Source organism: Streptomyces sp. PTL18, assembly GCF_059510295.1.
In genome coordinates, this window is sequence record NZ_JCAJZO010000010.1 from 232,987 (window position 1) to 253,198 (window position 20,212).

The 20,212-nt window shown below is 71.1% G+C and carries 16 protein-coding genes and 3 pseudogenes; 6 read left to right on the forward strand and 13 right to left on the reverse strand.

What is annotated here, in order from left to right; all coding sequences use genetic code 11:
* Positions 1 to 120: 120 nt before the first annotated feature.
* The 6 genes and pseudogenes from AC5WS8_RS21410 to AC5WS8_RS21435 form a co-directional block, all read right to left on the reverse strand.
* The gene (locus AC5WS8_RS21410; RefSeq protein ID WP_496105054.1) at positions 121 to 354 is read right to left on the reverse strand and encodes a hypothetical protein; all 234 of its coding nucleotides are present in this window, start codon (positions 352 to 354) and stop codon (positions 121 to 123) included.
* Between the two features lie 99 nt (positions 355 to 453).
* Entirely contained in the window at positions 454 to 1,944 is a 1,491-nt protein-coding gene (locus AC5WS8_RS21415) for an SDR family NAD(P)-dependent oxidoreductase (protein WP_496105055.1), read from the reverse strand.
* A 210-nt stretch (positions 1,945 to 2,154) separates the two neighbouring features.
* Entirely contained in the window at positions 2,155 to 3,516 is a 1,362-nt protein-coding gene (locus AC5WS8_RS21420; RefSeq protein WP_496105056.1) for a wax ester/triacylglycerol synthase family O-acyltransferase, read from the reverse strand.
* Positions 3,517 to 3,660: 144 nt separating this feature from the next.
* Positions 3,661 to 5,991: a GH92 family glycosyl hydrolase gene (locus tag AC5WS8_RS21425; RefSeq protein WP_496105057.1), complete on the reverse strand. Its 2,331-nt coding sequence runs from the start codon at positions 5,989 to 5,991 to the stop codon at positions 3,661 to 3,663.
* Between the two features lie 145 nt (positions 5,992 to 6,136).
* A pseudogene (locus AC5WS8_RS21430) lies at positions 6,137 to 6,316 on the reverse strand (hypothetical protein); the annotation flags it as partial.
* Positions 6,317 to 6,326: 10 nt separating this feature from the next.
* The gene (locus AC5WS8_RS21435) at positions 6,327 to 6,725 is read right to left on the reverse strand and encodes a winged helix-turn-helix transcriptional regulator (protein ID WP_496105058.1); all 399 of its coding nucleotides are present in this window, start codon (positions 6,723 to 6,725) and stop codon (positions 6,327 to 6,329) included.
* Positions 6,726 to 6,823: 98 nt separating this feature from the next.
* On the opposite strand from AC5WS8_RS21435, the gene AC5WS8_RS21440 reads away from it, so the two are divergent.
* Positions 6,824 to 7,669 carry an NAD(P)H-binding protein gene (locus AC5WS8_RS21440; RefSeq protein ID WP_496105059.1) on the forward strand — a complete coding sequence of 282 codons (846 nt, stop codon included), beginning with the start codon at positions 6,824 to 6,826 and terminating at the stop codon, positions 7,667 to 7,669.
* Positions 7,670 to 7,695: 26 nt separating this feature from the next.
* On the opposite strand, the gene glgC is transcribed toward AC5WS8_RS21440, so the two are convergent.
* From glgC to AC5WS8_RS21455, 3 genes are all read right to left on the reverse strand, one after another.
* The gene (gene glgC / locus AC5WS8_RS21445; protein ID WP_496105060.1) at positions 7,696 to 8,916 is read right to left on the reverse strand and encodes a glucose-1-phosphate adenylyltransferase; all 1,221 of its coding nucleotides are present in this window, start codon (positions 8,914 to 8,916) and stop codon (positions 7,696 to 7,698) included.
* A gap of 12 nt (positions 8,917 to 8,928) precedes the next feature.
* Positions 8,929 to 10,131, reverse strand: a complete 1,203-nt coding sequence (gene glgA / locus AC5WS8_RS21450; protein ID WP_496105061.1) for a glycogen synthase — start codon at positions 10,129 to 10,131, stop codon at positions 8,929 to 8,931.
* Between the two features lie 73 nt (positions 10,132 to 10,204).
* Positions 10,205 to 10,912 (reverse strand): (2Fe-2S)-binding protein, encoded by a 708-nt coding sequence (locus AC5WS8_RS21455; RefSeq protein WP_496105062.1) that lies wholly within the window; start codon positions 10,910 to 10,912, stop codon positions 10,205 to 10,207.
* A gap of 248 nt (positions 10,913 to 11,160) precedes the next feature.
* Here AC5WS8_RS21455 and AC5WS8_RS21460 point away from each other — a divergent pair, with 248 nt between their 5' ends.
* Positions 11,161 to 12,246, forward strand: a complete 1,086-nt coding sequence (locus tag AC5WS8_RS21460; protein WP_496105063.1) for a DMT family transporter — start codon at positions 11,161 to 11,163, stop codon at positions 12,244 to 12,246.
* A 39-nt stretch (positions 12,247 to 12,285) separates the two neighbouring features.
* Here the strand turns inward: AC5WS8_RS21460 and AC5WS8_RS21465 are convergent, their stop codons facing one another.
* Positions 12,286 to 13,464 (reverse strand): peptidoglycan DD-metalloendopeptidase family protein, encoded by a 1,179-nt coding sequence (locus AC5WS8_RS21465; RefSeq protein WP_496105064.1) that lies wholly within the window; start codon positions 13,462 to 13,464, stop codon positions 12,286 to 12,288.
* Positions 13,465 to 13,775: 311 nt separating this feature from the next.
* Between AC5WS8_RS21465 and gnd the strand changes: the two genes are divergently transcribed.
* Positions 13,776 to 15,215: an NADP-dependent phosphogluconate dehydrogenase gene (gene gnd / locus AC5WS8_RS21470; RefSeq protein WP_496105065.1), complete on the forward strand. Its 1,440-nt coding sequence runs from the start codon at positions 13,776 to 13,778 to the stop codon at positions 15,213 to 15,215.
* Between the two features lie 645 nt (positions 15,216 to 15,860).
* Here gnd and panD read toward each other — a convergent pair.
* Positions 15,861 to 16,283: an aspartate 1-decarboxylase gene (gene panD / locus AC5WS8_RS21475; protein WP_496105066.1), complete on the reverse strand. Its 423-nt coding sequence runs from the start codon at positions 16,281 to 16,283 to the stop codon at positions 15,861 to 15,863.
* 315 nt (positions 16,284 to 16,598) lie between these two features.
* Here panD and AC5WS8_RS21480 point away from each other — a divergent pair, with 315 nt between their 5' ends.
* The 3 genes and pseudogenes from AC5WS8_RS21480 to AC5WS8_RS21490 all read left to right on the forward strand — a co-directional run.
* Positions 16,599 to 16,949 (forward strand): hypothetical protein, encoded by a 351-nt coding sequence (locus tag AC5WS8_RS21480; RefSeq protein WP_496105067.1) that lies wholly within the window; start codon positions 16,599 to 16,601, stop codon positions 16,947 to 16,949.
* Between the two features lie 114 nt (positions 16,950 to 17,063).
* Positions 17,064 to 17,885 carry a DUF6461 domain-containing protein gene (locus AC5WS8_RS21485; RefSeq protein WP_496105068.1) on the forward strand — a complete coding sequence of 274 codons (822 nt, stop codon included), beginning with the start codon at positions 17,064 to 17,066 and terminating at the stop codon, positions 17,883 to 17,885.
* Between the two features lie 106 nt (positions 17,886 to 17,991).
* Positions 17,992 to 18,671, forward strand: a pseudogene (locus tag AC5WS8_RS21490) (transposase); the annotation flags it as partial.
* Positions 18,672 to 18,954: 283 nt separating this feature from the next.
* Here the strand turns inward: AC5WS8_RS21490 and AC5WS8_RS21495 are convergent.
* Entirely contained in the window at positions 18,955 to 19,584 is a 630-nt protein-coding gene (locus AC5WS8_RS21495) for a hypothetical protein (protein ID WP_496105069.1), read from the reverse strand.
* Between the two features lie 344 nt (positions 19,585 to 19,928).
* A pseudogene (locus AC5WS8_RS21500) lies at positions 19,929 to 20,144 on the reverse strand (ISAs1 family transposase); the annotation flags it as partial.
* Between the last annotated feature and the right edge of the window lie 68 nt (positions 20,145 to 20,212).

A 20,212-nucleotide genomic window follows, 5' to 3' on the forward strand; every position in this document is an offset into this window, starting at 1 on the left:
GGTGAGTCAGGGCATGGCGGGACGTTAACCGCCGGGTCGGCACCACGGCGAAGGGTTTTCGTACGTGCGCCCCGGGGCCTTCGGCCTCCGGGGCGCACGCCGTACGGAATGGACAGTAGCTCAGGGAAACAGTGCGATCCCGGCCGCGATCAGCAGCACGATGCACACGATCAGCCCGACCGTGGCCCAGGTGCTCCGGTGTTTCAGCGGCGCCGGGGTGCTCCGTCCGCGCGGCCGGTCCTCCGGCAGGACGCAGTCCGCCGGACGGTCGGACTTGTAGAACTGCTCGTCGCTCGGGTAGACGTTGCGGGGATCACCGGCGGCGCGGGGATCGATCTCATGTGGAGTGGACATGCGACCTCCTTGCGCGGTGCTCGTCGAGGACGAGTACCCGGCCGGCACCGGTTGACGCGTCAGAAGCCCCGCGTCACCGCCTTCGGGCCGCTTCCGGGCTCACCACTTCCCTGGCGCGTAGTCCTTCAGGAAGACGCCGTACAGGTCTTCGCCCTGCTCGCCGCGCACAATCGGATCGTATACCCGGGCCGCGCCGTCCACGAGGTCGAGCGGCGCGTGGAAGCCCGCGTCCGCCAGGCGCACCTTGTCCGGGTGCGGGCGCTCGTCGGTGATCCAGCCGGTGTCGACGGCGGTCATCAGGATGCGGTCCTTCTCGAACATCTCCTGGGCGCTGGTGCGGGTGAGCATGTTCAGGGCGGCCTTGGCCATGTTGGTGTGCGGATGGCCGGCGCCCTTGTAGCCGCGACTGAAGACGCCTTCCATGGCGGAGACGTTCACGATGTAGGTGCGGCGGGCCCTGGACGCCGCCATCGCCGGGCGCAGGCGGCTGATCAGGATGAAGGGCGCCGTGGAGTTGCACAGCTGGACCTCGAGCAGCTCGACGGGGGTGACCTCCTCCACCGTCTGCACCCAGCTGTTGGTGTCGTGCAGGTCGGGGACGAGCCCGCCCGCGTCGATGGCCGTACCGGCCGCGATGCGCTCCAGGGACGCCGAGCCGGAGACCAGCGCCAGGTCGGTGACGTCCTGCGCGGTCAGCGCGCCGCCGCCGGCCACGGGCAGCGCGGCCACGGCGCCCGAGCCGAACGTCCCGATGACCTCGGCGGCCGGCAGCTCGCCCGCGGGGAGCGGGGCGGACTCGGCGGCCACCAGTTCGCCGTAGGCCTGCGGGGAGCGGCGGACGGTCTGCGCCGCGTTGTTGATCAGGACGTCCAGCGGTCCCTCGGCGGCCACCGAGTCGGCGAGCGCGACCACCTGGGCCGGGTCGCGCAGGTCGATGCCGACGACCTTCAGCCGGTGGATCCACTCGTCGCTGTCGGGCTGGGCCTTGAAGCGGCGGATCGCGTCGTTCGGGAAGCGTGTGGTGATCGTGGTGTGGGCACCGTCGCGGAGCAGGCGCAGCGCGATGTACATGCCGATCTTGGCGCGGCCGCCGGTGAGCAGGGCGCGTTTGCCGGTGAGGTCCGTGCGGGCGTCGCGGCGGGCCCGGTTCTCGTCGGCGCACCTCGGGCAGAGCTGGTGGTAGAAGTAGTCGACCTCGACGTAGCGGGTCTTGCAGACGTAGCAGGAGCGCGGGCGCTGGAGTATCCCCGCGATCTGGCCGGTCCCGGTGGCCGAGGACGGCAGGATGCCCTCGGTCTCGTCGTCGATGCGCTGCGCGGATCCGGTCGCGGTGGCCTCGGTGACGGCCTTGTCGTGCGCGGTCTTGGCGGCGCGGCGCTCCTGGCGGCGGCGCTGCTTGACCGTGCGGTAGATGTGCGAGGTGGCCCGGCGCACCCTGATCGCGTCGGGGTGGTCCACGTCGAGCTTGTCCAGCTCCTCGAGCACGCTGAGGCAGACGGCCAGGCGCTCCGGATCGATGCCGGGGCCGTACGACACCTCGCCCGGGGACGCCGATCCGCCGCCCATCAGGCCGTCCTCTGTCAAGGTCATCGCGCTGCCGTTCCTCGCTCACCCGCGCAGCGCTCCGACCGCGCTCGCTTTCGAACGGGGAATTTTACGGAGCAGCGGGGCCGGTCACCAAACCCGCGGTGATCACGCCCCCGGGCTGCACCCCGGACCTCCGCCGATCTCCCACCCGCCCCGGCGGGCGGACCCGTGCCCCGGTCGCACTCGGAGTACCGGAGCACGGGTCCGTCCCGTTCAGATGCGGCAGGCCGCCAGCAGGGTCTCCACCTCGTCCGGGACCGCCCGGGCCAGGCGTTCCAGGTCCGGGACCGCCCGGCCGTCCGCGACGAGCCCGTAGTGGACGCGGCCGCGGTAGGTGGAGATCGCCACCGCGAGGGACTGCCCGCGGGCCAGGGGGGCGAGCGGGTAGACCTCGGCGAGCGGGTTGCCGCCGAGCTTCAGGCCCAGGCTGGGCAGCGGCACGCTGGTGACCAGGATGTCGAACCAGAGCCGCGCGGCCTGGCTGACCAGCGGCCCGCCCAGCCGGTGCCCCAGCGCCGGCACGTGGTCGGCGAGCAGCGCGACGGCGCCCGCGCCCCGGTTGGGCCCGGCGTCCTTGTTGCGGTCCATGGCCATGCGCACCGTCCGCAGCCGCTCCAGCGGGTCCGGGTCACCGACCGGGAGCCGTATCAGGTAGCCGGAGAGCCGGTTGCCCTGTGGGTGCGCGGTGCGCGGCCGGCGCTTGGAGACCGGAATCAGTGCCCGCGGCTCCACACCGGCGCTGCCGTCGCCGCGCTCGTCCAGCCAGCGCCGCAGGGCCCCCGCGACGACCGCGATCAGTACGTCGTTGACGGTGCCGCCCGCCGACTTGCGCACCCGGTGCACGTCGTCGAGGTCGATGACGACACCGGCCGTGCGACGGGTGCCGCTGGGCTCGGAGGTCAGCGCGGAGGAGGAGCGCATGCCGAGGGTGGACAGCGCGACGGAGGTGCCGATGTCCAGGGCGCGCCCCACGTCGGCGAGCGTGCCGCGCAGCAGCCCCGGGAGCCTGCGCACGTCGGGCAGCAGGCCCCGGGCGGGCTCCGGTGGGCGTGGCCGCGGCTCGGGCATGTCCATCGGGTCCAGGACGGCGGCCGCGAGGGTCAGCGCGCGCAGTCCGTCGGCGAGCGCGTGGTGGAACTTGAAGAGCACGGCGAAGGACGTGCCGGACTCCCCCGGCAGCACATGCGCCTCCCACGGCGGCCGGCCGCGCACCAGCGCGCGCTCCATGAGCCGCCCGGCCTCGGCGTGGAAGTCGGCGGTGGGCGCGTGCAACCGCACATGGCGCAGGGGGTCGAAGTCCGGGTCGGGTTCCCGGGTCGCGCCGCCCAGGGCGAGCGGGAGGCGCGCGGCGGCGAGGTCGCGCGGCAGGCGTACGTCCGGCAGCCACACGTCGCGGATCCGCATCCGCAGTCCCGGCACCGCGGCGGCGCGCCCCGCGAGCAGGTCCGCGGCATGGGCGCCCGCGGTCGGCGAGTGGCAGGAGAACACGCCGAGGGCGCCGAGGTGCATGGGATGCCGGGCGGACTCGATGTTCCAGAACGCCAGGTCGAGTGGTGCGAGCAGGTCAGAAGTCAATGGCTTGCCTCGCGTCGACGATGAGGGAAGCACGAGTCAACCTCCGACAGACGATTACGGTCAAGTACGATCACGCTACGTACAGTTAACAGCGGATTAAGTCCCGCCTCGCCGAGAGAGGCGGGACCGATGGGGCCGAAGAGGTCATTTCAGCGGGGGCGGCGCGGCCTCCGGCGCCGTGCCCCACCCGGACGGCCGCGCGCCGACCGTGAACTCCAGCGTGCCCAGTCGCCGCAACGCGTCCGTGGTGATGTACGTGCGTTCGTACGCCGTTCCGTCGATGCGCACGTTCTGGACGTACCGATCGCCCCGGGATGTGCCGGGTGCGGTGATGGTCAGCCGTCCGCGCGGGTAGTACGCCCGGTCGAGCGCCAGATCGACCCGGTCGAACACCGGGGTGGTCAGACCCCAGGTGGGATAGCCGGGCTGTACGGGGAAGAGGCCGATGGACGACAGCACGTTCCAGGCGGACATCGTGCCGAGGTCGTCGTTGCCGGTGATGCCGGTGGGCCCGTCGGTGAAGAGGGCCAGCGCCGCGTGCACCACGTCTGTCGTCTTCCAGGGCTCACCGGTCGACAGGTAGGTGTACGGGGCAATCAGATCGGTCTCGTTCTGCGGGTTGTACTTGTCCGCGTTGTAGTAGGCGTACGGTCCGTGCACCCACACCTCCCGGGCGGTCCTCACCGGGTCCTGCATCAGCTCGCCGTAGGCGAAGAAGGCGTCGAGCCGGTCGTTGGCCGCCTTCCGGCCGCCGATGAGCCCGACCATGCCGGGCAGGTCCTGCGGCACGAGCCACTGGTACTGCCAGGCGGTGCCCTCGTGGAACCCCTCACTCCTGGCGGGATCGGCCGGGCCGGTGAACGCGCCGGAGGCGTCCCGGGCGCGGAAGAAGCCGGTCGAGGGGTCGAAGAGGGTGCGGTAGTTCCGCGACCGGGCGGCGTAGCGGGCGGCGTCCGCCGGGTGTCGCAGATCGCGGGCCATCCGGGCGAGCATGGCGTCGGCGAGCGCGTACTCCAGCGTCACCGACCCGCCGTGGTGGTAGTCGGAGTCGCCGGGCTTGGTGTGGGGACGGCCCTTGATGTAGGGCGCGAAGCCGTGTGCGATGTACTCGCGATTCGCCTCACGGCCGACGTACATGGTGTCGGCGGGCGGCACGCCGTCGGCGTTCTTCTTCAGCGCCCGGTAGGCCCGCTCCTCGTAGCCCTTGAGCAGTCCCTGGTGATAGGCGTGGGTGAGGTACGGGGTGACGGGATCGCCGCTCATGACGTTCGTCTCGACCGTGGCATAGCCCCACTTGGGGAGCCACCCGCCCTGCTCGTCGACCTTGAGCAGGGAGATCGCCATGTCGCGGGCCTCGCGCGGCGCGAGCAGGGACAGCAGCTGGGACTGGGTGCGGTAGGTGTCCCACAGGGACCAGTTCTGGTAGTACGTGAAGCCCTGCGCGCGGTGGACCTTCTGGTCCCAGCCGGTGTAACGGCCGTCGGCGTCACTGCCGATGTTCGGCGCGAGGAGCGACCGGTACAGCGAGGAGTAGAAGGTGGTGCGCAGGGTGGCCTCGCCGCCCCGTACCCGGACGGTGTCGAGGCGGGCCTCCCAGGCACGTCGGGCGTCCTCCCGCACGGAGTCGAACGAACGTCCGTACGTGGTACCGAGGTTGACGGCGGCACCGTGCGCGTCGACGTAGGAGAGTGCGGTGGTCGCCTCGACGGTGCGGTTCTTGGTGGTGTCGAACGTGACGTAGGCGCCGTTGCGCCCGGGCCCCGAGGAATGGGTCCCTCCCGGCGTGATCGAGTCCTGGTACCAGGTCCCGTGCGCGGCGAACGGCCGGTTGAAACGGGTGACCGTGTAGAGCCTGTACGGCCGGGTCGAGCGGCAGAACCCGCTGCCCGTGATCTCGGTGCGCACGGTGTGGTCGTCGAGGATCTCCACCTTGGACGAGACGTTCCTGTGCAGCGCCTGGCCCGCGTTGAGCAGCACGTTCGCCTTGGCGGTGGCCGGGAAGGAGTAGCGCTGCACGGCGGTGCGCTTCGAGGCCGTCAGTTCGGCCTCGATGCCGCTGTCGAGGCCGACCTTGTAGTAGCCGGGGCCGGCCTGCTCGTTCGCGTGGCTGAACGTGGCCGCGTACTTGGCGTAGTCCGTCTCGGTCACGTCACCCGTCGTCGGCAGCACCGGCAGGTCTCCTCCGATGGCGCAGCCGACGCCGGAGAGGTGCACGAGGGAGAAGCCGCGGATCCGGTTCTGGGTGTGGTCGTAGCCGGTGCTGTGCCCGGTGTCCGGGGAGAACTGCACCATGCCGAAGGGCACTGCGGCGCCGGGGAAGGTGTTGCCCTCGTCCTGCGTGCCGATGAACGGGTTCACCAGGCCGGTGAGCCCGTCGTCGTGCGGCTCGTCGGCGTGAGCGGCCGGGGGGAGGGACAGCGCCGAGGCCACCACCGTGCTCGCGGCGGCGAGGCGCAGGCGCCGGGTGCGTCTCATCTGGGAAGACCTCCGAAAGGATCGACGTCGTTGAGCACTCTGAGGTGGCGGGGCGTCAGATTCACGGACCCGGATGAGGTTGCCGCGGCCGTGTCGCGGATCAGCACCTGGTACGCGGCGCGCGGACGCCCGGCATCGGTCGTGCGAGCCGGAGCCGCCTGCCCGTACCGATGCGCCGGACGGCGGGCACGGTGAAGGTGCGGCGGTACCGCGTACGGTCCTCGTGCCGCCCGATGCCGGAGAGCTGCGACTCCACGGGATGGGGAACGAGAAGGCACTCCCCGAGGTTCTTCGCGAACGGCGGCCGTTCACCCACCCGTGCCGCCCCGGCGGTGCTACCGGGCCGGGTCGGTGTCGTACTCGTCGCGGGCCCGCTCCACCTCGTCCAGGTGCTCGGCGGACCATTGCGCGAGGTGCGCGAAGAGCGGGGCGAGGCTGCGGCCGAGTTCGCTGATCTCGTACTCGACGCGCGGGGGAACCTCCGCGTGGTACGTGCGCACGATCAGCCCGTCGCGTTCGAGTTGCCTCAGCCGCTGGGTCAGCACCTTCGGGGTGATCCTGGCGATGCGCCGCTGAAGTTCGACGAAGCGTTGACGGCCATGGGCGTGCAGGGTCCACAGGATCGGGGTCGTCCAGCGGCTGAAGACGATGTCCACGACCGGGGCGATGGGACAGGCGAGTGCGGGATCGGTCGCGGCGGTGGCCGCCCGGACCGCTTCGCCCTCCATGCGCATCCCCCCGGGATAGCCGCTTTCCTGTAGGTACCTACTATACCGGCGGTGTTAGCGTCCCTGCGTCTCGACAACCACCGGGAAAGAACAGGGAGTTGACCATGATCGTGGTGACGGGGGCGACCGGCAACGTCGGCCGGGCGCTCGTGCGGATGCTGCTGGCCGCCGGTGAACGGGTGACCGCCACCTCGCGCGGGATCTCGAAGGCCGAGGTGCCCAGCGGCGTGCGGTGGCGGACGGCGGACCTGACCGACGCCGAGAGCCTGCGGCCCGTGTTCGACGGCGCCGACGCGCTCTTCCTGCAGAACGGCGGCCCCAGTGCGCATCTGCTGAGCCCACGGGACATCCTGGACGTGGCGAAGGCCTGCGGTGTCGCACGGGTCGTGCTGCTGTCCTCGCAAGGTGTCGCGACCCGACCGGAGTCGGACTCGCACGGGCGCGTGGGGCGCGTCATCGAGGACGCCGTACGGGAGTCGGGCCTTGAGTGGACGATCCTGCGGCCCGGCGGTTTCCACTCCAACGCCTGCGCCTGGGCCGAGCCGGTCCGGACCCGGCGGACCGTCGCGGCACCGTTCGGCGACGTCGGACTGCCGACCGTCGACCCGGGCGACATCGCCGAGGTCGCCGCGGCGGCACTGCGGCAGGACGGTCACGGCGGCCGGGTCTACGAGCTGACCGGGCCCTCCCTCACCACGCCCCGGCAGGCCGCGCAGGCGATCGGCGCCGCACTCGGCGAACCCGTACGGTTCGTCGAACTGACGCGCGAGGAGGCCCGCGTGGAGATGCTGCGGTTCCTGCCCGAGCCGGTGGCCGAGACCACGCTGTCCATCCTGGGCGAGCCGACCCCCGCCGAGCAGCGCGTCAGCCCCGACGTCGAACGCGTCCTGGGCCGTCCGCCCCGCCCCTTCGCCGACTGGGCCCGGGAGCACGTCCCCGTTTTCCGCTGAGCCGCGAGCCGGCCGGGCCCCGGCGGCTACGGCACCCGCTGCCCCTTCCCCAGTGCGATCACTCCGCCCTTCGACACCGTGTACAGTGCCGCGTCCCGTTCCGGGTTGACGCCGATCGTCGCGCCCGGTGGCACCTCCACGTTCTTGTCGAGGACCGCTCCGCGGACGATCGCGCCTCGGCCGACATGGACGTTGTCGTGAAGAATGGAACCCTGGACCACGGCGCCCGGGTCCACGACGACCCCCGGCGACAGGACCGACCGCGTCACCTGGCCGCGGACCAGGCATCCGGCGCTGATGATCGACTCGCTCGCGATGCCCCCCGCGTTGAAACGGGCCGGCGACAACTGGCTGGAGTGCGTGTAGATCGGCCAGTTGCGGTTGTAGAGGTTGAAGGCGGGGCGCTCGGCGATCAGGTCCATGTGCGCCTCGTAGTACGCGTCCAGGGTGCCCACGTCCCGCCAGTAGCCCCGGTCCCGGCTGGTCTCCCCGGGCACGTGGTTGCTGCTGAAGTCGTACAACTGGGCCTCGCCGCGGTCCGTGAGCTGGGGCAGGATCGATCCGCCCATGTCGTGCACCGAGTTCTCGTCCTCCGCGTCCCGCTGCAACGCCTCGAGCAGCACCTTGGTGGTGAAGATGTAGTTGCCCATCGAGGCGAAGACGCACTCGGGATCGTCCGGCAGTCCGGGCGGGTCGGCGGGCTTCTCCAGGAAGCGTTCGACCGTCCGGCCGTCCGAGCCGGGGGTGATCACGCCGAAGGACGAGGACTCCGCACGCGGCACCCGGATGCCGGCGACCGTCACGCCCGCGCCGCCCTCGACGTGCTGCGCGAGCATCTGCCTCGGGTCCATGCGGTAGACGTGGTCGGCGCCGAAGACCGCCACGTACTCCGGCTGTTCGTCGTGGATCAGGTTCAGCGACTGCAGGATCGCGTCCGCGCTGCCCAGGTACCAGCGCGGGCCGAGCCGCTGCTGGGCCGGTACCGGGGTGACGTAGTTGCCGAGCAGGCTGGACATCCGCCAGGTGGTGGTGATGTGCCGGTCCAGCGAGTGCGACTTGTACTGCGTGAGCACGCAGATGCGCAGGATGTCGCCGTTGACGAGGTTCGACAGGACGAAGTCCACGAGGCGGTACGTGCCGCCGAAGGTCACGGCCGGTTTCGCCCGGTCGGCGGTCAGCGGCATCAGCCGCTTGCCCTCCCCGCCGGCCAGTACGATTCCCAGCACCGAAGGTCCACCGCGCCGCATGCCGCCGCCCCTCTACGCCCGGTTGTGCCGCTCTTGCTCGTTCCCTGCCCCGGTCCGGGGCACTCCCCCCTGTACGAGCACGTGCTCGTACAGGCGGACCGTGCGGCGGGCCACCGTGTCCCAGCCGAACTCCCCCGCCGCGCGCTCCCGTCCGGCCTCGCCCATCCGCCGAGCGGCCACCGGATCGGCGAGGACGGCGTCGAGGGCGCGCGCGAGATGCTCCTCGAAGTCGTCGTCCACATCGACCAGCAGGCCGGTGCGACCGTCGTCCACGACCTCCGGGATGCCACCGGTGCGCGAGGCCACCACGGCGGTGCCGCACGCCATGGCCTCCAGGTTGACGATGCCGAGCGGCTCGTACACCGACGGGCAGACGAACACGGTGGCGTGGGTGAGGAGCTGGACGACCTCGGGACGCGGCAGCATCTTGGGAATCCAGTGCACGCCCTCGCGGCTGCTGCTCAGCTCCTCGAACAGGTCACGGAACTCGCGGTCGACCTCGGGGGTGTCCGGTGCCCCCGCGCACAGGACCACCTGGGCCGCCGGGTCGATGTGCCGTACGGCGCGCAGCAGATGGGGCACGCCCTTCTGGCGGGTGATCCGCCCGACGAACAGGACATAGGGGCGGACCGGATCGAGGCCTATGCGGGCGAGGACGTCCGTAGCGGGGTCCGGCCGGTACAGGGTGGTGTCGATTCCGTTGTGCACGACGTGCACCCGCGCCGGGTCGAGGGCCGGGTAGCAGGCGAGGATGTCGTCCCGCATGGCGCCGGAGACGGCGATCACCGCGTCGGCGGCCTCGATCGCGGTGCGTTCCGCCCAGCTGGAGAGCGCGTATCCGCCGCCGAGCTGCTCGGCCTTCCAGGGGCGCAGCGGCTCCAGCGAGTGCGCGGTCATCACGTGCGGGACGCCGTACAGCAGCTTGGCGAGGTGGCCGGCGAGATGGGCGTACCAGGTGTGCGAGTGGACCAGCTCGCGGCCCCGGAGTGCCGCGGTCATGGACAGGTCCACGGAGAAGGTGCGCAGCGCGTCGTTGGCCGAGTCGAGGCCGGTCCAGGGCCGGTGGCGTATGACGCCGCCCGCGCCGCCCTCGCCCCAGCAGTGCACGTCCAGGTCGACGAGGGAGCGCAACTCCCGGGCGAGGAACTCGACATGCACGCCCGCACCGCCGTACACGTCCGGCGGGTACTCCCGGGTCAGCAGTCCCACACGCACCCGGTACCCCCTGTCTCAGCGGTTGGTTCCCACATGGTCACCCAGATGCGGCCGTTGCGGAAGACCACCCGGTTCACTCGCGCCCCGGAGGACGGTCGAAGCAGCAGTCGCCGCACAGTCCGCCCGTGGGAAGACGGTAGTGGAGGCAGCAGCTGCGGCGGCGGCCGGTGCCGGGGTCCAGCGTGCCCGACAGGTCGGGGTGCGCGAACAGCCCGGCGGCGAGGGAACTGGCCCGCTCCGCCACGTCCGTGCGTCCGGACTCCCGCCCCCAGCGCTCGAGCATGCGGACGCTGCCGGCGAGCGCGGAACCCGCGTTGCCCCACAGCAGTCCCGCAGAGACGCGGTGGCGGGCGCGGAGCGCGGCCGTGAGGGGCGCGAGGTGTCCCTCACGGACGACGGTGCCGAGCGAGGCGACCGGCAGCGGGCGCACGTCGCTCAGCCACAGGTCGTCGGGCACGCCGCCCTCCGGGTCCCACCGCAGCAGCTGGGGAGCGAGGTCGGGCACCCGCCCGTACAGAGCGGCGCAGCCGAGCGCGACGGACCAGAGCCGGGCCGCCAGGCCCTGGTGGGCGAGGGAGGCGGCGACCCGGGGTTCCGGCGCCCGCAGAGTCCGGGCGACCCTGCGGATGCGCACGGTCAGCGGATCCGCGTCGCCCTCCGGCGGTTCGGACGCGTACGCCTGTGCGAGCGTGGGCAGTGCCCCGCGCGGCGGCGCTCCGGTGCGCAGCACGAAGAAGCCGCCGAGCGCGCCGAGCGCCGAGAGATCGGGATCGAGGTCCACGGGTCAAGTACTACCAAGCGCGCTGCCTGCTGCGAGCTCCGGACCGGGGGTCACGCCCCAGGGGGCCGCGGCCTTCGGTCCCCCTCTTGGGGAGGAGAGAAGCGCTTCCGTACTCCATCGGCAGTATGACCCAATGGGTGCTCAGGTACGACGACGCGAACAGCCTCGGGCGGCATCGTGTCGACCATGGAAGAAGACCGTTCGTCGCGCCGGGCCGCCCGCCCCCGCTCCACGCGAAGGAGTCGCCGATGAGCGCCCTCGCGTTGTCCGTTCTCCTGTCGCTCGTCTCGGCCGTCGCGTACGCGGGCGGGGCGATCGTGCAGGAGCGGGTCGCCGTGTCCGCGTCCGACCGGTCCTACGCGCCGCTGCGCAGGCCGGCCTGGTGGGCGGCGGTGGTGCTGAACGGTCTCGGCGGGCTGCTGCACGTGGCGGCGCTCGCCTACGGCCCGCTCAGCCTGGTCCAGCCGCTGGGCGCGCTGACGATCGTGTTCGCGCTGCCGTTGGCGTCCCTGTGCGTGGGTCGCAGGGCGGGGGCGACCGCCTGGCGGGGTGCCGTCATGGCGACCGTGGGCCTCGGCGGCCTGCTCTCCCTCGTCGGCGCCTCCGACACGCACTCCCTGGGCGGCGCCGAGCGCATGACGCTGGCCCTGGTCACCGCGGGCGGCATGCTGGCGCTGGTGGTCGCGGGGCGGGCGACGCGCCGGCATCCGGCGCTGCGCAGCGTGCTGTTGGCGGTGGCGTCCGGTGTCGCGTTCGGCATGTCGTCGGTGTTCACCAAGACGGTCGCGGTGGACTGGCCCGACGGGGTCCTGCTCGCGGAGCTGCCGAGCCTGGCGGCGATAGGCGTCTTCGCGGCGGCCGGTCTGCTGCTGTCACAGGCCTCCTACCGGGGCGCGGGTCTCGCGGCACCGCTCGCCACGCTGACCGTCGTCAATCCGGTGGCGGCGGCCGCGGTGGGCATCACCCTGTTCGGCGAAACCTTCCGCTACGGCACCACCGGCACCGTGCTCGCCCTGGGCTGCGGCGTCCTCACCGCCGGCGGACTGGTCCTGCTGACCACGGAGCGGCTCGACGGCGAGCAGCGAGCGAAGGTGCGGCCGGTGCCGGAGGTCTCGGTGCCGGAGGTCTCGGTGCCGGACTTTTCGGTCCCGGAGCTTTCGGTGCCCGCGCCGCAGAGGATCGTTGCGGACGAGCAGCACCTGTTCGAGAAGCCGTACGAGGACTGGGGTCCCACCACGGACGGCGAGCCGTCGGGCCCGTGCGGCCCCTTGCGCGCCGGGGTGTTCGTCCCGGCGCCCGCCCTGGACCGGCATCGCGCTCGGGCCGGGTCCTGACCGGTCCGTTCCCGCCGGACGGTACCGGACCTACCGGTGTCAGACGGTGGCACCGCCCGCGCGGAGATAGGCGACCGGATCGATGTCGCTGCCGAAGCCGGGGCCCGTCCGCACCTCGAAGTGCAGATGCGGGCCCGTGCTGTTGCCCGTGGAGCCGGAACGGCCGATGCGCTGGCCGGCCACCACGCTCTGCCCGTCCCTGACCGAGATCGCCGACAGGTGGGCGTACTGCGTGTAGCGGCCGTCGGCGTGCCGGATGACCACCTGGTAGCCGAAGGAGCCGCCCCAGCCGGCGCCGACCACCTGCCCGGCCGCGACCGCCCGCACCGAAGTGCCGGTCGGCACGGGGAAGTCGACGCCGGTGTGGTAGCCCTTCGACCACTCCGATCCCGCGGTGTGGTACGGCGTGCCCATCGCGGCGTTCACCGGGGCGACCATGGAGTGGGTGGTGGCGCTGTGGTGCGAAGGCGGCTTCCGGGAGGCCGGCTTGTGGGCCCGCTCGGGCGTCCTGGGGAGCCGCTCGGGCGTCTTGCGGGTCCGCTCCGGTGTCGCCTCCGGGTGTGCCGGGGCCTCGGCCGCCGTGGACCGCAGGTTCAGCCGCTGGCCGGGAAGGATCAGGTCCGGGTCCGCGCCGACCGTCGTCCGGTTGGCCGCGTACAGCCGCTGCCAGCCGCCCCGGACGTGGTGGGAGCCGGCGATGCCGGAGAGCGTGTCGCCGTGCACCACGGTGTACATCTCGGTGGTGCCCACCTGCGACTGGGGTGTGGTCTGCGGTTTCACGTCGCGGACGGAACGTTTGGCGGTTGCCGGCGCGGCCCTCGGGGTGTCGGGGCCCGGACCGCCCCGGGTGAGACCGGCGTGTCCGGAGCACACCGGCCAGGCCCCGGGCCCCTGTCCCTCGAGGACCTTCTCGGCCACGGCGATCTGCTGGTCCCGGGTGGCCAGATCCGCGCGCCGCGCGTACGCCGTCCCTCCGTAGGCCTCCCAGGTGGACTGGGTGAACTGCAGCCCCCCGAAGTAGCCGTTGCCCGTGTTGCTGCCCCAGTCGCCGCTGGACTCGCAGGCGGCGACCTTGCTCCAGGTGTCCACGTCGGCCGCGTGCGCGGCGCCGGTGCCGATGAGCGGGAGTGCCATGCCGGCGCCGCCCACCGTGACGGTGAGCGAGGCACGATTGATCCTTGTCGGCTGATACCGGCGGTGCCGGCCGCGTACGGCCATGGAAAGCCCCCTCGACACGCGTCAGGAGCGGCAAAGGTAAATGCCGCGAACACGCCGTGACAAGATGGGGAATCGGCCGCTCCGTGCGCCAACTGGCCGGTCATCGAGTCTGGTTGCGGCCGCCGTCGGGAGTCCCCGGGGCACGCGCCGCCCTCTCCTGTACAGGAGATCCCGGATGTGCGGCGGGTGTACCGGCGCGTCAGGACGGTCCCCGGGCAATACTGACCGGCACGAGCGGCACCACCCTTCGCTGATGTCGTCCGGACCGAACCGGCACACCGATTCCAGGACCTCTCAAGGAGCCAACGGTTATGAGCACTTCAGCCCAGATCGGCGTCACGGGTCTCGCGGTCATGGGCCGCAACCTCGCCCGAAACTTCGCACGCAACGGCTATGCGGTCGCCCTGCACAACCGCACCGTGTCACGAACCCATGAGCTGATGAAGGAGTTCGGGCACGAGGGCGACTTCGTGGCGACCGAGTCCGCCGAGGAGTTCGTGGCGGCGCTGGAGCGGCCGCGGCGTCTGATGATCATGGTGAAGGCGGGCGAACCGACGGACGCCGTGATCCAGGAGTTCGCGCCGCTGCTGGAGCCCGGCGACATGATCATCGACGGCGGCAACGCGCACTTCGCGGACACCCGCCGCCGGGAGAAGGAACTGCGGGAGCGGGGCATCCACTTCGTCGGCACCGGCATCTCCGGCGGCGAGGAGGGCGCCCTGCACGGGCCGAGCATCATGCCGGGCGGCTCGGCCGAGTCGTACGAGTCTCTCGGCCCGATGCTGGAGAAGATCTCCGCGAAGGCCGAGGACGGGGCGCCGTGCGTGACCCACGTCGGTCCGGACGGCGCCGGGCACTTCGTCAAGATGGTGCACAACGGCATCGAGTACGCCGACATGCAGCTGATCGGCGAGGCGTACCAGCTGCTGCGCGACATCGCCGGCTACTCCCCCGCCGAGATCGCGGAGACCTTCCGCACCTGGAACACCGGCCGCCTGGACTCCTACCTGATCGAGATCACGGCGGAGGTGCTCTCCCACGTGGACGCGGCGACGGGCCGGCCGTTCGTCGACGTGGTCCTGGACCAGGCGGAGCAGAAGGGCACCGGCCGCTGGACGGTGCAGATCGCGCTGGACCTCGGCGTGCCGGTGTCCGGCATCGCGGAGGCGGTCTTCGCCCGCTCGCTGTCCGGGCACACCGCGCTGCGCGAGGCGTCGCGGGGCCTGGCCGGGCCGAAGGCGTCGCCGCTCAGCGGGTCCGAGGCGGCGGCGTTCGCGGACCGGGTGGAGCAGGCGCTGTACGCGTCGAAGATCGTGTCGTACACACAGGGCTTCCACGAGATCGCGGCGGGCAGCGCGGAGTACGACTGGAACATCGACCTCGGCGAGGTGGCGTCCATCTGGCGCGGCGGCTGCATCATCCGCGCGGCGTTCCTGGACCGTATCCGCGCCGCGTACGACGCCCGGGCCGACCTGCCGAGCCTGCTGTCGGACGAGACGTTCGCGCAGGAGATCGCCGCGGCGCAGGACGACTGGCGCGAGGTCCTGGTGGCCGCCACCCGCCAGGGCGTGCCGACGCCGGGTTTCGCCGCGGCCCTCGCCTACTACGACGCCCTGCGCGCGGAGCGGCTGCCGGCCGCGCTGACCCAGGGCCAGCGCGACTTCTTCGGAGCGCACACCTATCGGCGGACCGACCGGGCGGGGTCGTTCCACACGCTGTGGGGCGGGGACCGGTCCGAGGTGGAGGCGTAGGGCACCGGAACCGGCTCGAGGGCCGGCCCCGCCGGCCCCTCTCGCCGGGCCCGGGAACCACGGCGGCGCGGCCGCGTCCGGATACGGCGGTGGCCCGGTGCGCGGCGATCTCACCTGCGCACCGGGCCACCGTGCTTTCCGCGCCGGGTCCGCCCTACGAAAGGGGCGGCCCCGGTTCTCCGGGTTCGGGAACGGGATCCGGGCCCGGCGGTTTCGGAATCGGAGACGGGGGCGGCTCCGGAGTGGGCACCGGCCCCGGCCCGGGATGCGGGCGGTCGGGGCCCGGTCCCGGCGGCACCGGCTCGGGCCCCGGGGGCGTGGGGCCGGGTGCCGGGGGTGTGGGGCCGGGTGCCGGGGGTGTGGGTTCCGGTTCCGGGGGCGCGGGTTCGGGACCCGGTTCGGGGGCCGGCTCCGGTCCCGGGGTCGGTCCCGGTCCGGGGGGTGGTCCCGGCCGTGCGGGATCGGGGAACGGATGCGTCATCGTGTCCTCCAGCCAGTGGTACGTCGGCTCTGGACTTGTCCCCCGGGTACCCGGCCGCCGTACGGGCACTCACCCCGTCGCAGGACGGGCCGGCCCCGACCGGGCCACCGGCCGGCGAAGTCAGCCGCGGCCGGTCGGGCGCACCGCACGACCGGAGTACGGAGTCACCGGGCGGCCACGGCCTGCGGGCTGCGCTCCTGGTCCGAGCCCGGTACCGGGGCGGACGGGTCGGCGCCCAGGGCCACGATGCGGTTGTCGGCGTCCACGTGCACCACCCGCGGCCGAAGGGTTCGCGCCTCGGCGTCGGAGACCTGGGCGTAGCTGATGATGATCACCAGGTCGCCGGGGTGGACGAGGTGGGCCGCGGCCCCGTTGATCCCGATGACACCGGAGCCGCGCTCGCCCTCGATGACGTACGTCTCCAGACGGGCGCCGTTGGTGATGTCGACGATGTGCACCAGCTCGCCCGGCAGCAGGTCGGCCGCGTCGAGCAGGTCGGCGTCGATGGTCACCGATCCGACGTAGTGCAGGTCGGCCTGGGTGACGGTGGCGCGGTGGATCTTGGACTTGAATACCGTACGAAACATGAGGAAACTCCCGGTTTGTCTGCTCCCTGCCCGCTATCGCTGGTCAAGGGCGATGTTCGGAGGCTACAACGTTTCGCATGTGTGGTCAGCTGTCGCCGGGTGTCTGAGGACTCACACTGACCCGTTGCTGACTTTCCTGACGGTCGTGTCCCCGGTCGTGGGGTAGTCGATCGCAGTCCGTCGCTTCCGCTTTGGAGCCGTCCGGTACGTGCCCGCAGCCAGCCGTCGTGCGATCACCGCTGGTCCCGGTCCGGCGAGCCTCAACAGGGCCTTTGGCGAGGGCGATTCGGACCGCGACCTGGGGATTCCGTCAGCTTGATCGGCTACACCACTCCAGAGGACGTGACCTCGGCGGGGCGCCATCTTCCTGACGGTGCGCCAGTCGTATGCGCGCACACGTCCTGGGCTTTCTTCGCGGGCAGGTCCGGCTCCGCCACGCGGCATGGCGGCGGGCGCGGACAGCATCGACACCGGCTCAAGGCGCAGGTCGGGCAACTAGCCGACCGGGCACGGAAGGTGGCGGATGCGGTCGGCTCGTCGTTCTCGAACGCGGTCGCCCACACCGGCATCATCGGAGCCGTGATCCTTGGTGTCGGGTCGGTCCTGGTGGCGGTGGCCCCTGGAATTCGCCCCAGGACAGGGGTCATCGCCGCATTCGTACTTTAGAGCTCGTAACACGATCATGTTGCTGACACGGACTGGGTGCAGCCCGAGTCCCAGCCCCAGCTGTGAGAACCGGCCTGTCGGGCATTGTCAGAGGCATCAGGCACACTGCGCTGTATGAACTTGGTGACCGCACACGACTACGCCTGGATCCGCACCTCGCCGCTCTTCCGCCACATGATGGAGAGCGGATACACCTTGACACTGATTCGGGGGCGGAGCCCGCAGGAGGTGCTGCGTGCGATGGAGGCGGAGCCGTGCGGCACTGGGGAGGGCACGGCCGGGCTGATCGAGGCGGATGACGCTCAGCGTGCCGAGGCGGATTACGACTGCTGGGACGAGTCCTACGTCGCGGGCGCCTTCAAGGCCCCGGGCGAGAAAGGCGACTGGACGGTTGTCCTCGGCTTCGACGGTGGCCTTGGGGTGCCGTGCGCGGAGACGCTGTCGGAGGGCGGCCGGGTCGTGGCGCACTCGAGCAACGGCGGCAAGCCCCTCCACCTCTTCCACTGGTTCGAGGACGGTGAGCTCCGTACGACGTTCGAGGGCCCCTCGGCGCGCGACGGCAACAGCCCCGATGAACTGGTTCCTCTGTTGCGAGAAGTCGGCTTCCCGCTGACTCCCGAGGGAGAGCACGACGAGAGCGCCCCGGTCGTCGACGGGAAGGCGGCAGTCCTCGCTCTGGCCGAGAGACTCACCGGCATACGCGTCACCGAATCCCTCCTCCAGGACGCCACGTACGAACTGGGACTCGTCCCCGAACAGCCCGCTGAGGAGTGGACCGGCCTGGTCATCGACATCACCGATGCCCACGGAGAGCGTCTGTACAAGGAATGGACTTACGAGGAGATCGCGGCGGCTTCCGACCGCGCACGGGCGGAGGCGAAGGCGCCGATCGTGATCGCCCACGACGAGCCTCTTGCTAACCTCACGCTTTCATGAAGCGGGCTGTCCGACAGGCGGTCAGGTATGCGAAAAGTTCCTCTGGCCAGCGAGAATGAGGATTGCTGAGGCCCTTGTTCCCGCTCCTGTCCGAGGCACTTTCTAGGTGAAGCAGCCTACCGCGTCCTACCCCCATGTCCGTGTCCAGGATTGACGGCCGAGCCGTGGTCTCCCGGGCCGGGTCGGTCCTGCTGGTCGAAACGGTCCGCAAGACCGGTCTGGATCAGGCGATATCGCAGGTGCCGGCGCCGTGGCGCAAACCGCGGGCCGTCCACGACCCGGGCAAAGTCCTGCTGGGACGTCGCCCTGGCGGTCGCGTTGGGCGGGGACTGCCTCGCGGACGTCGCCATGCTGCGGTGTGAGCCGGCCGTCTTCGGCCCGGTCGCCTCCGACCCGACCGTCTCCCGCCTGATCGACACCCTCGCCGCCTCCGACGACAAAGCCCTGCAGGTCATCCGGTCCGCACGGTCCGAAGTCCGGCAGCGCGTCTGGTCGTTGGCCGGTGAGAATGCCCCGGACGCCGACGGACAGGTCACGGTCGACCTCGACGGCGTCCTGGTGATCGCGCACTCCGACAAGGAGGATGCGACCGCCACCTGGAAGAAGACCTACGGCCATCACCCCCTGACGGCCTTCGTCGACCACCGCCCGGGCGGAACCGGAGAGCCGGTCGCCGCCCTGCTCAGACCGGGGAACGCGGGCTCGAACACGGCCGCCGACCACATCACCACCGCCCGCCTCGCCCTGGCCCCGCTGCCGAAGAAGTACCGGCGCAGCATGGTCACCCACTCCACGAGCGCATGCGGCAGGTCGGGGGCGGCAGGATAGATCACCAACGAGGCCCCCGAGCAGCGTGACGGAGACGTCAGACATCTCGATCAACAGCCCGGGGGCCTTGCCCGTAGCGCCTGTGGTCGCTGGCCAGTTGGAGACCGCCGACTGTCACCCGATCGGTGGCCACCCCGAAGAAGCTCACTGATCTGATGGAAATAGCCAAGCGAGCAGGGCCGGCCACACAGCAGGGAAATGGACCGCTGGACTGATCGAGTGGCCGCGGTGTGCGCCGCGTTCAGTGGCGCTTCGGCGACAGTACGTCGAGGATGTGGTCCTTGGCGAACGTCTTGTCCCATGGAGTGTCGAGGACCACGCAGCCACCGAGTTTCTTGATGTCTTCCCTCACGACGTCAGAAGACCCCATGGGGGCTCTGTTGGTGAAATCGAATCTCCACGGCATCCAGTATGATGCCGTGCTGTCCGTGGCGGGACGGGAGTAATCCGGTTTCGCTGCCGGAAAGGCAGGGCACGGGTGGAAGCTGTAGGTGACGATTTTACGTGTGGGAAAGTATCCAGTTTTCGACCGGCGACTTTCGACGTACAGTTCCCCAGCTGTGGTGATGTAGAACATGGGGGTAGTTCCAGGGCCCCGATTGATGATCCACCCGCCGGGATGGGAGATGAACTGGTCCACGTATCCTGGGCCCGTGGGTGACCTCTCTCGCCCCCGGCCCACCACTTCTTTTCCAGTTTTCGGTGGAATACCGTGCCGGGGAGCCAGTGTGGCGAAATCCCGGCAGTAGGCGAGGAAGTCGTTCCAAACGCGTGAAGCGGTCTGGAAGGTGGATTCGACGTCGCTGCGGATACCGGGTTCCGAGCCTTGGGCAGCCGCCTGCGCCTTGTTCAGATCGTCCTCGAGTCCCATGGCGTAAGTTTACCCGGCCGACTGAACGTGTCCATGCCGGTACCGAAGCAGTCATCGCGGGTTATTCACCGCACCGACCCAGCGCGAGAGCAGCCATTACGAGAACTTCTGATTCCCGTGTGAAGCATGAGGCCGCTTTTGCCTCAGGACTTCGGCGTAGTCGCGCGGTGTCCGCTTGGTGATCATGTGAGCCCGAGGAGCGTGAGCGGTCGGCGTGGGTCGCGGGCGTTGCGGCGGAGGCCGGCTGCGATGTTGGTTACGCCGGCCAGCTTCAGGGCACCTATGGCCAGGTTGCGCCAAGTCGCCGTGGCGCGTGGCGCGTTGCCGGTTCGCAACTGGGAGGCGTCCTCGGCGAAGGTGGTGTCGCGGACGTGGTGCAGGCTCTCTACTTTCCAGTGGTCGCGGATCAGTGTGGCGATCTGGGCGGGTGTGGCCTGCTCAGCGGCCAGGCTGGTGACGGCGTAGACGGTCGCGATGGTGGTCTTGCCGGTCTTGGGATCGGTGCGGCGCCGCTTGACCTGGATGGCCTGGCGGGCGCCGGGGAAGAGCAGGTTGTTCACGGTGGCGACCTTTAGAGGTCGCGCGGATAGGCGGCTGCTCGGGCGGCGTTGAGGGCGTGTACTCCCGT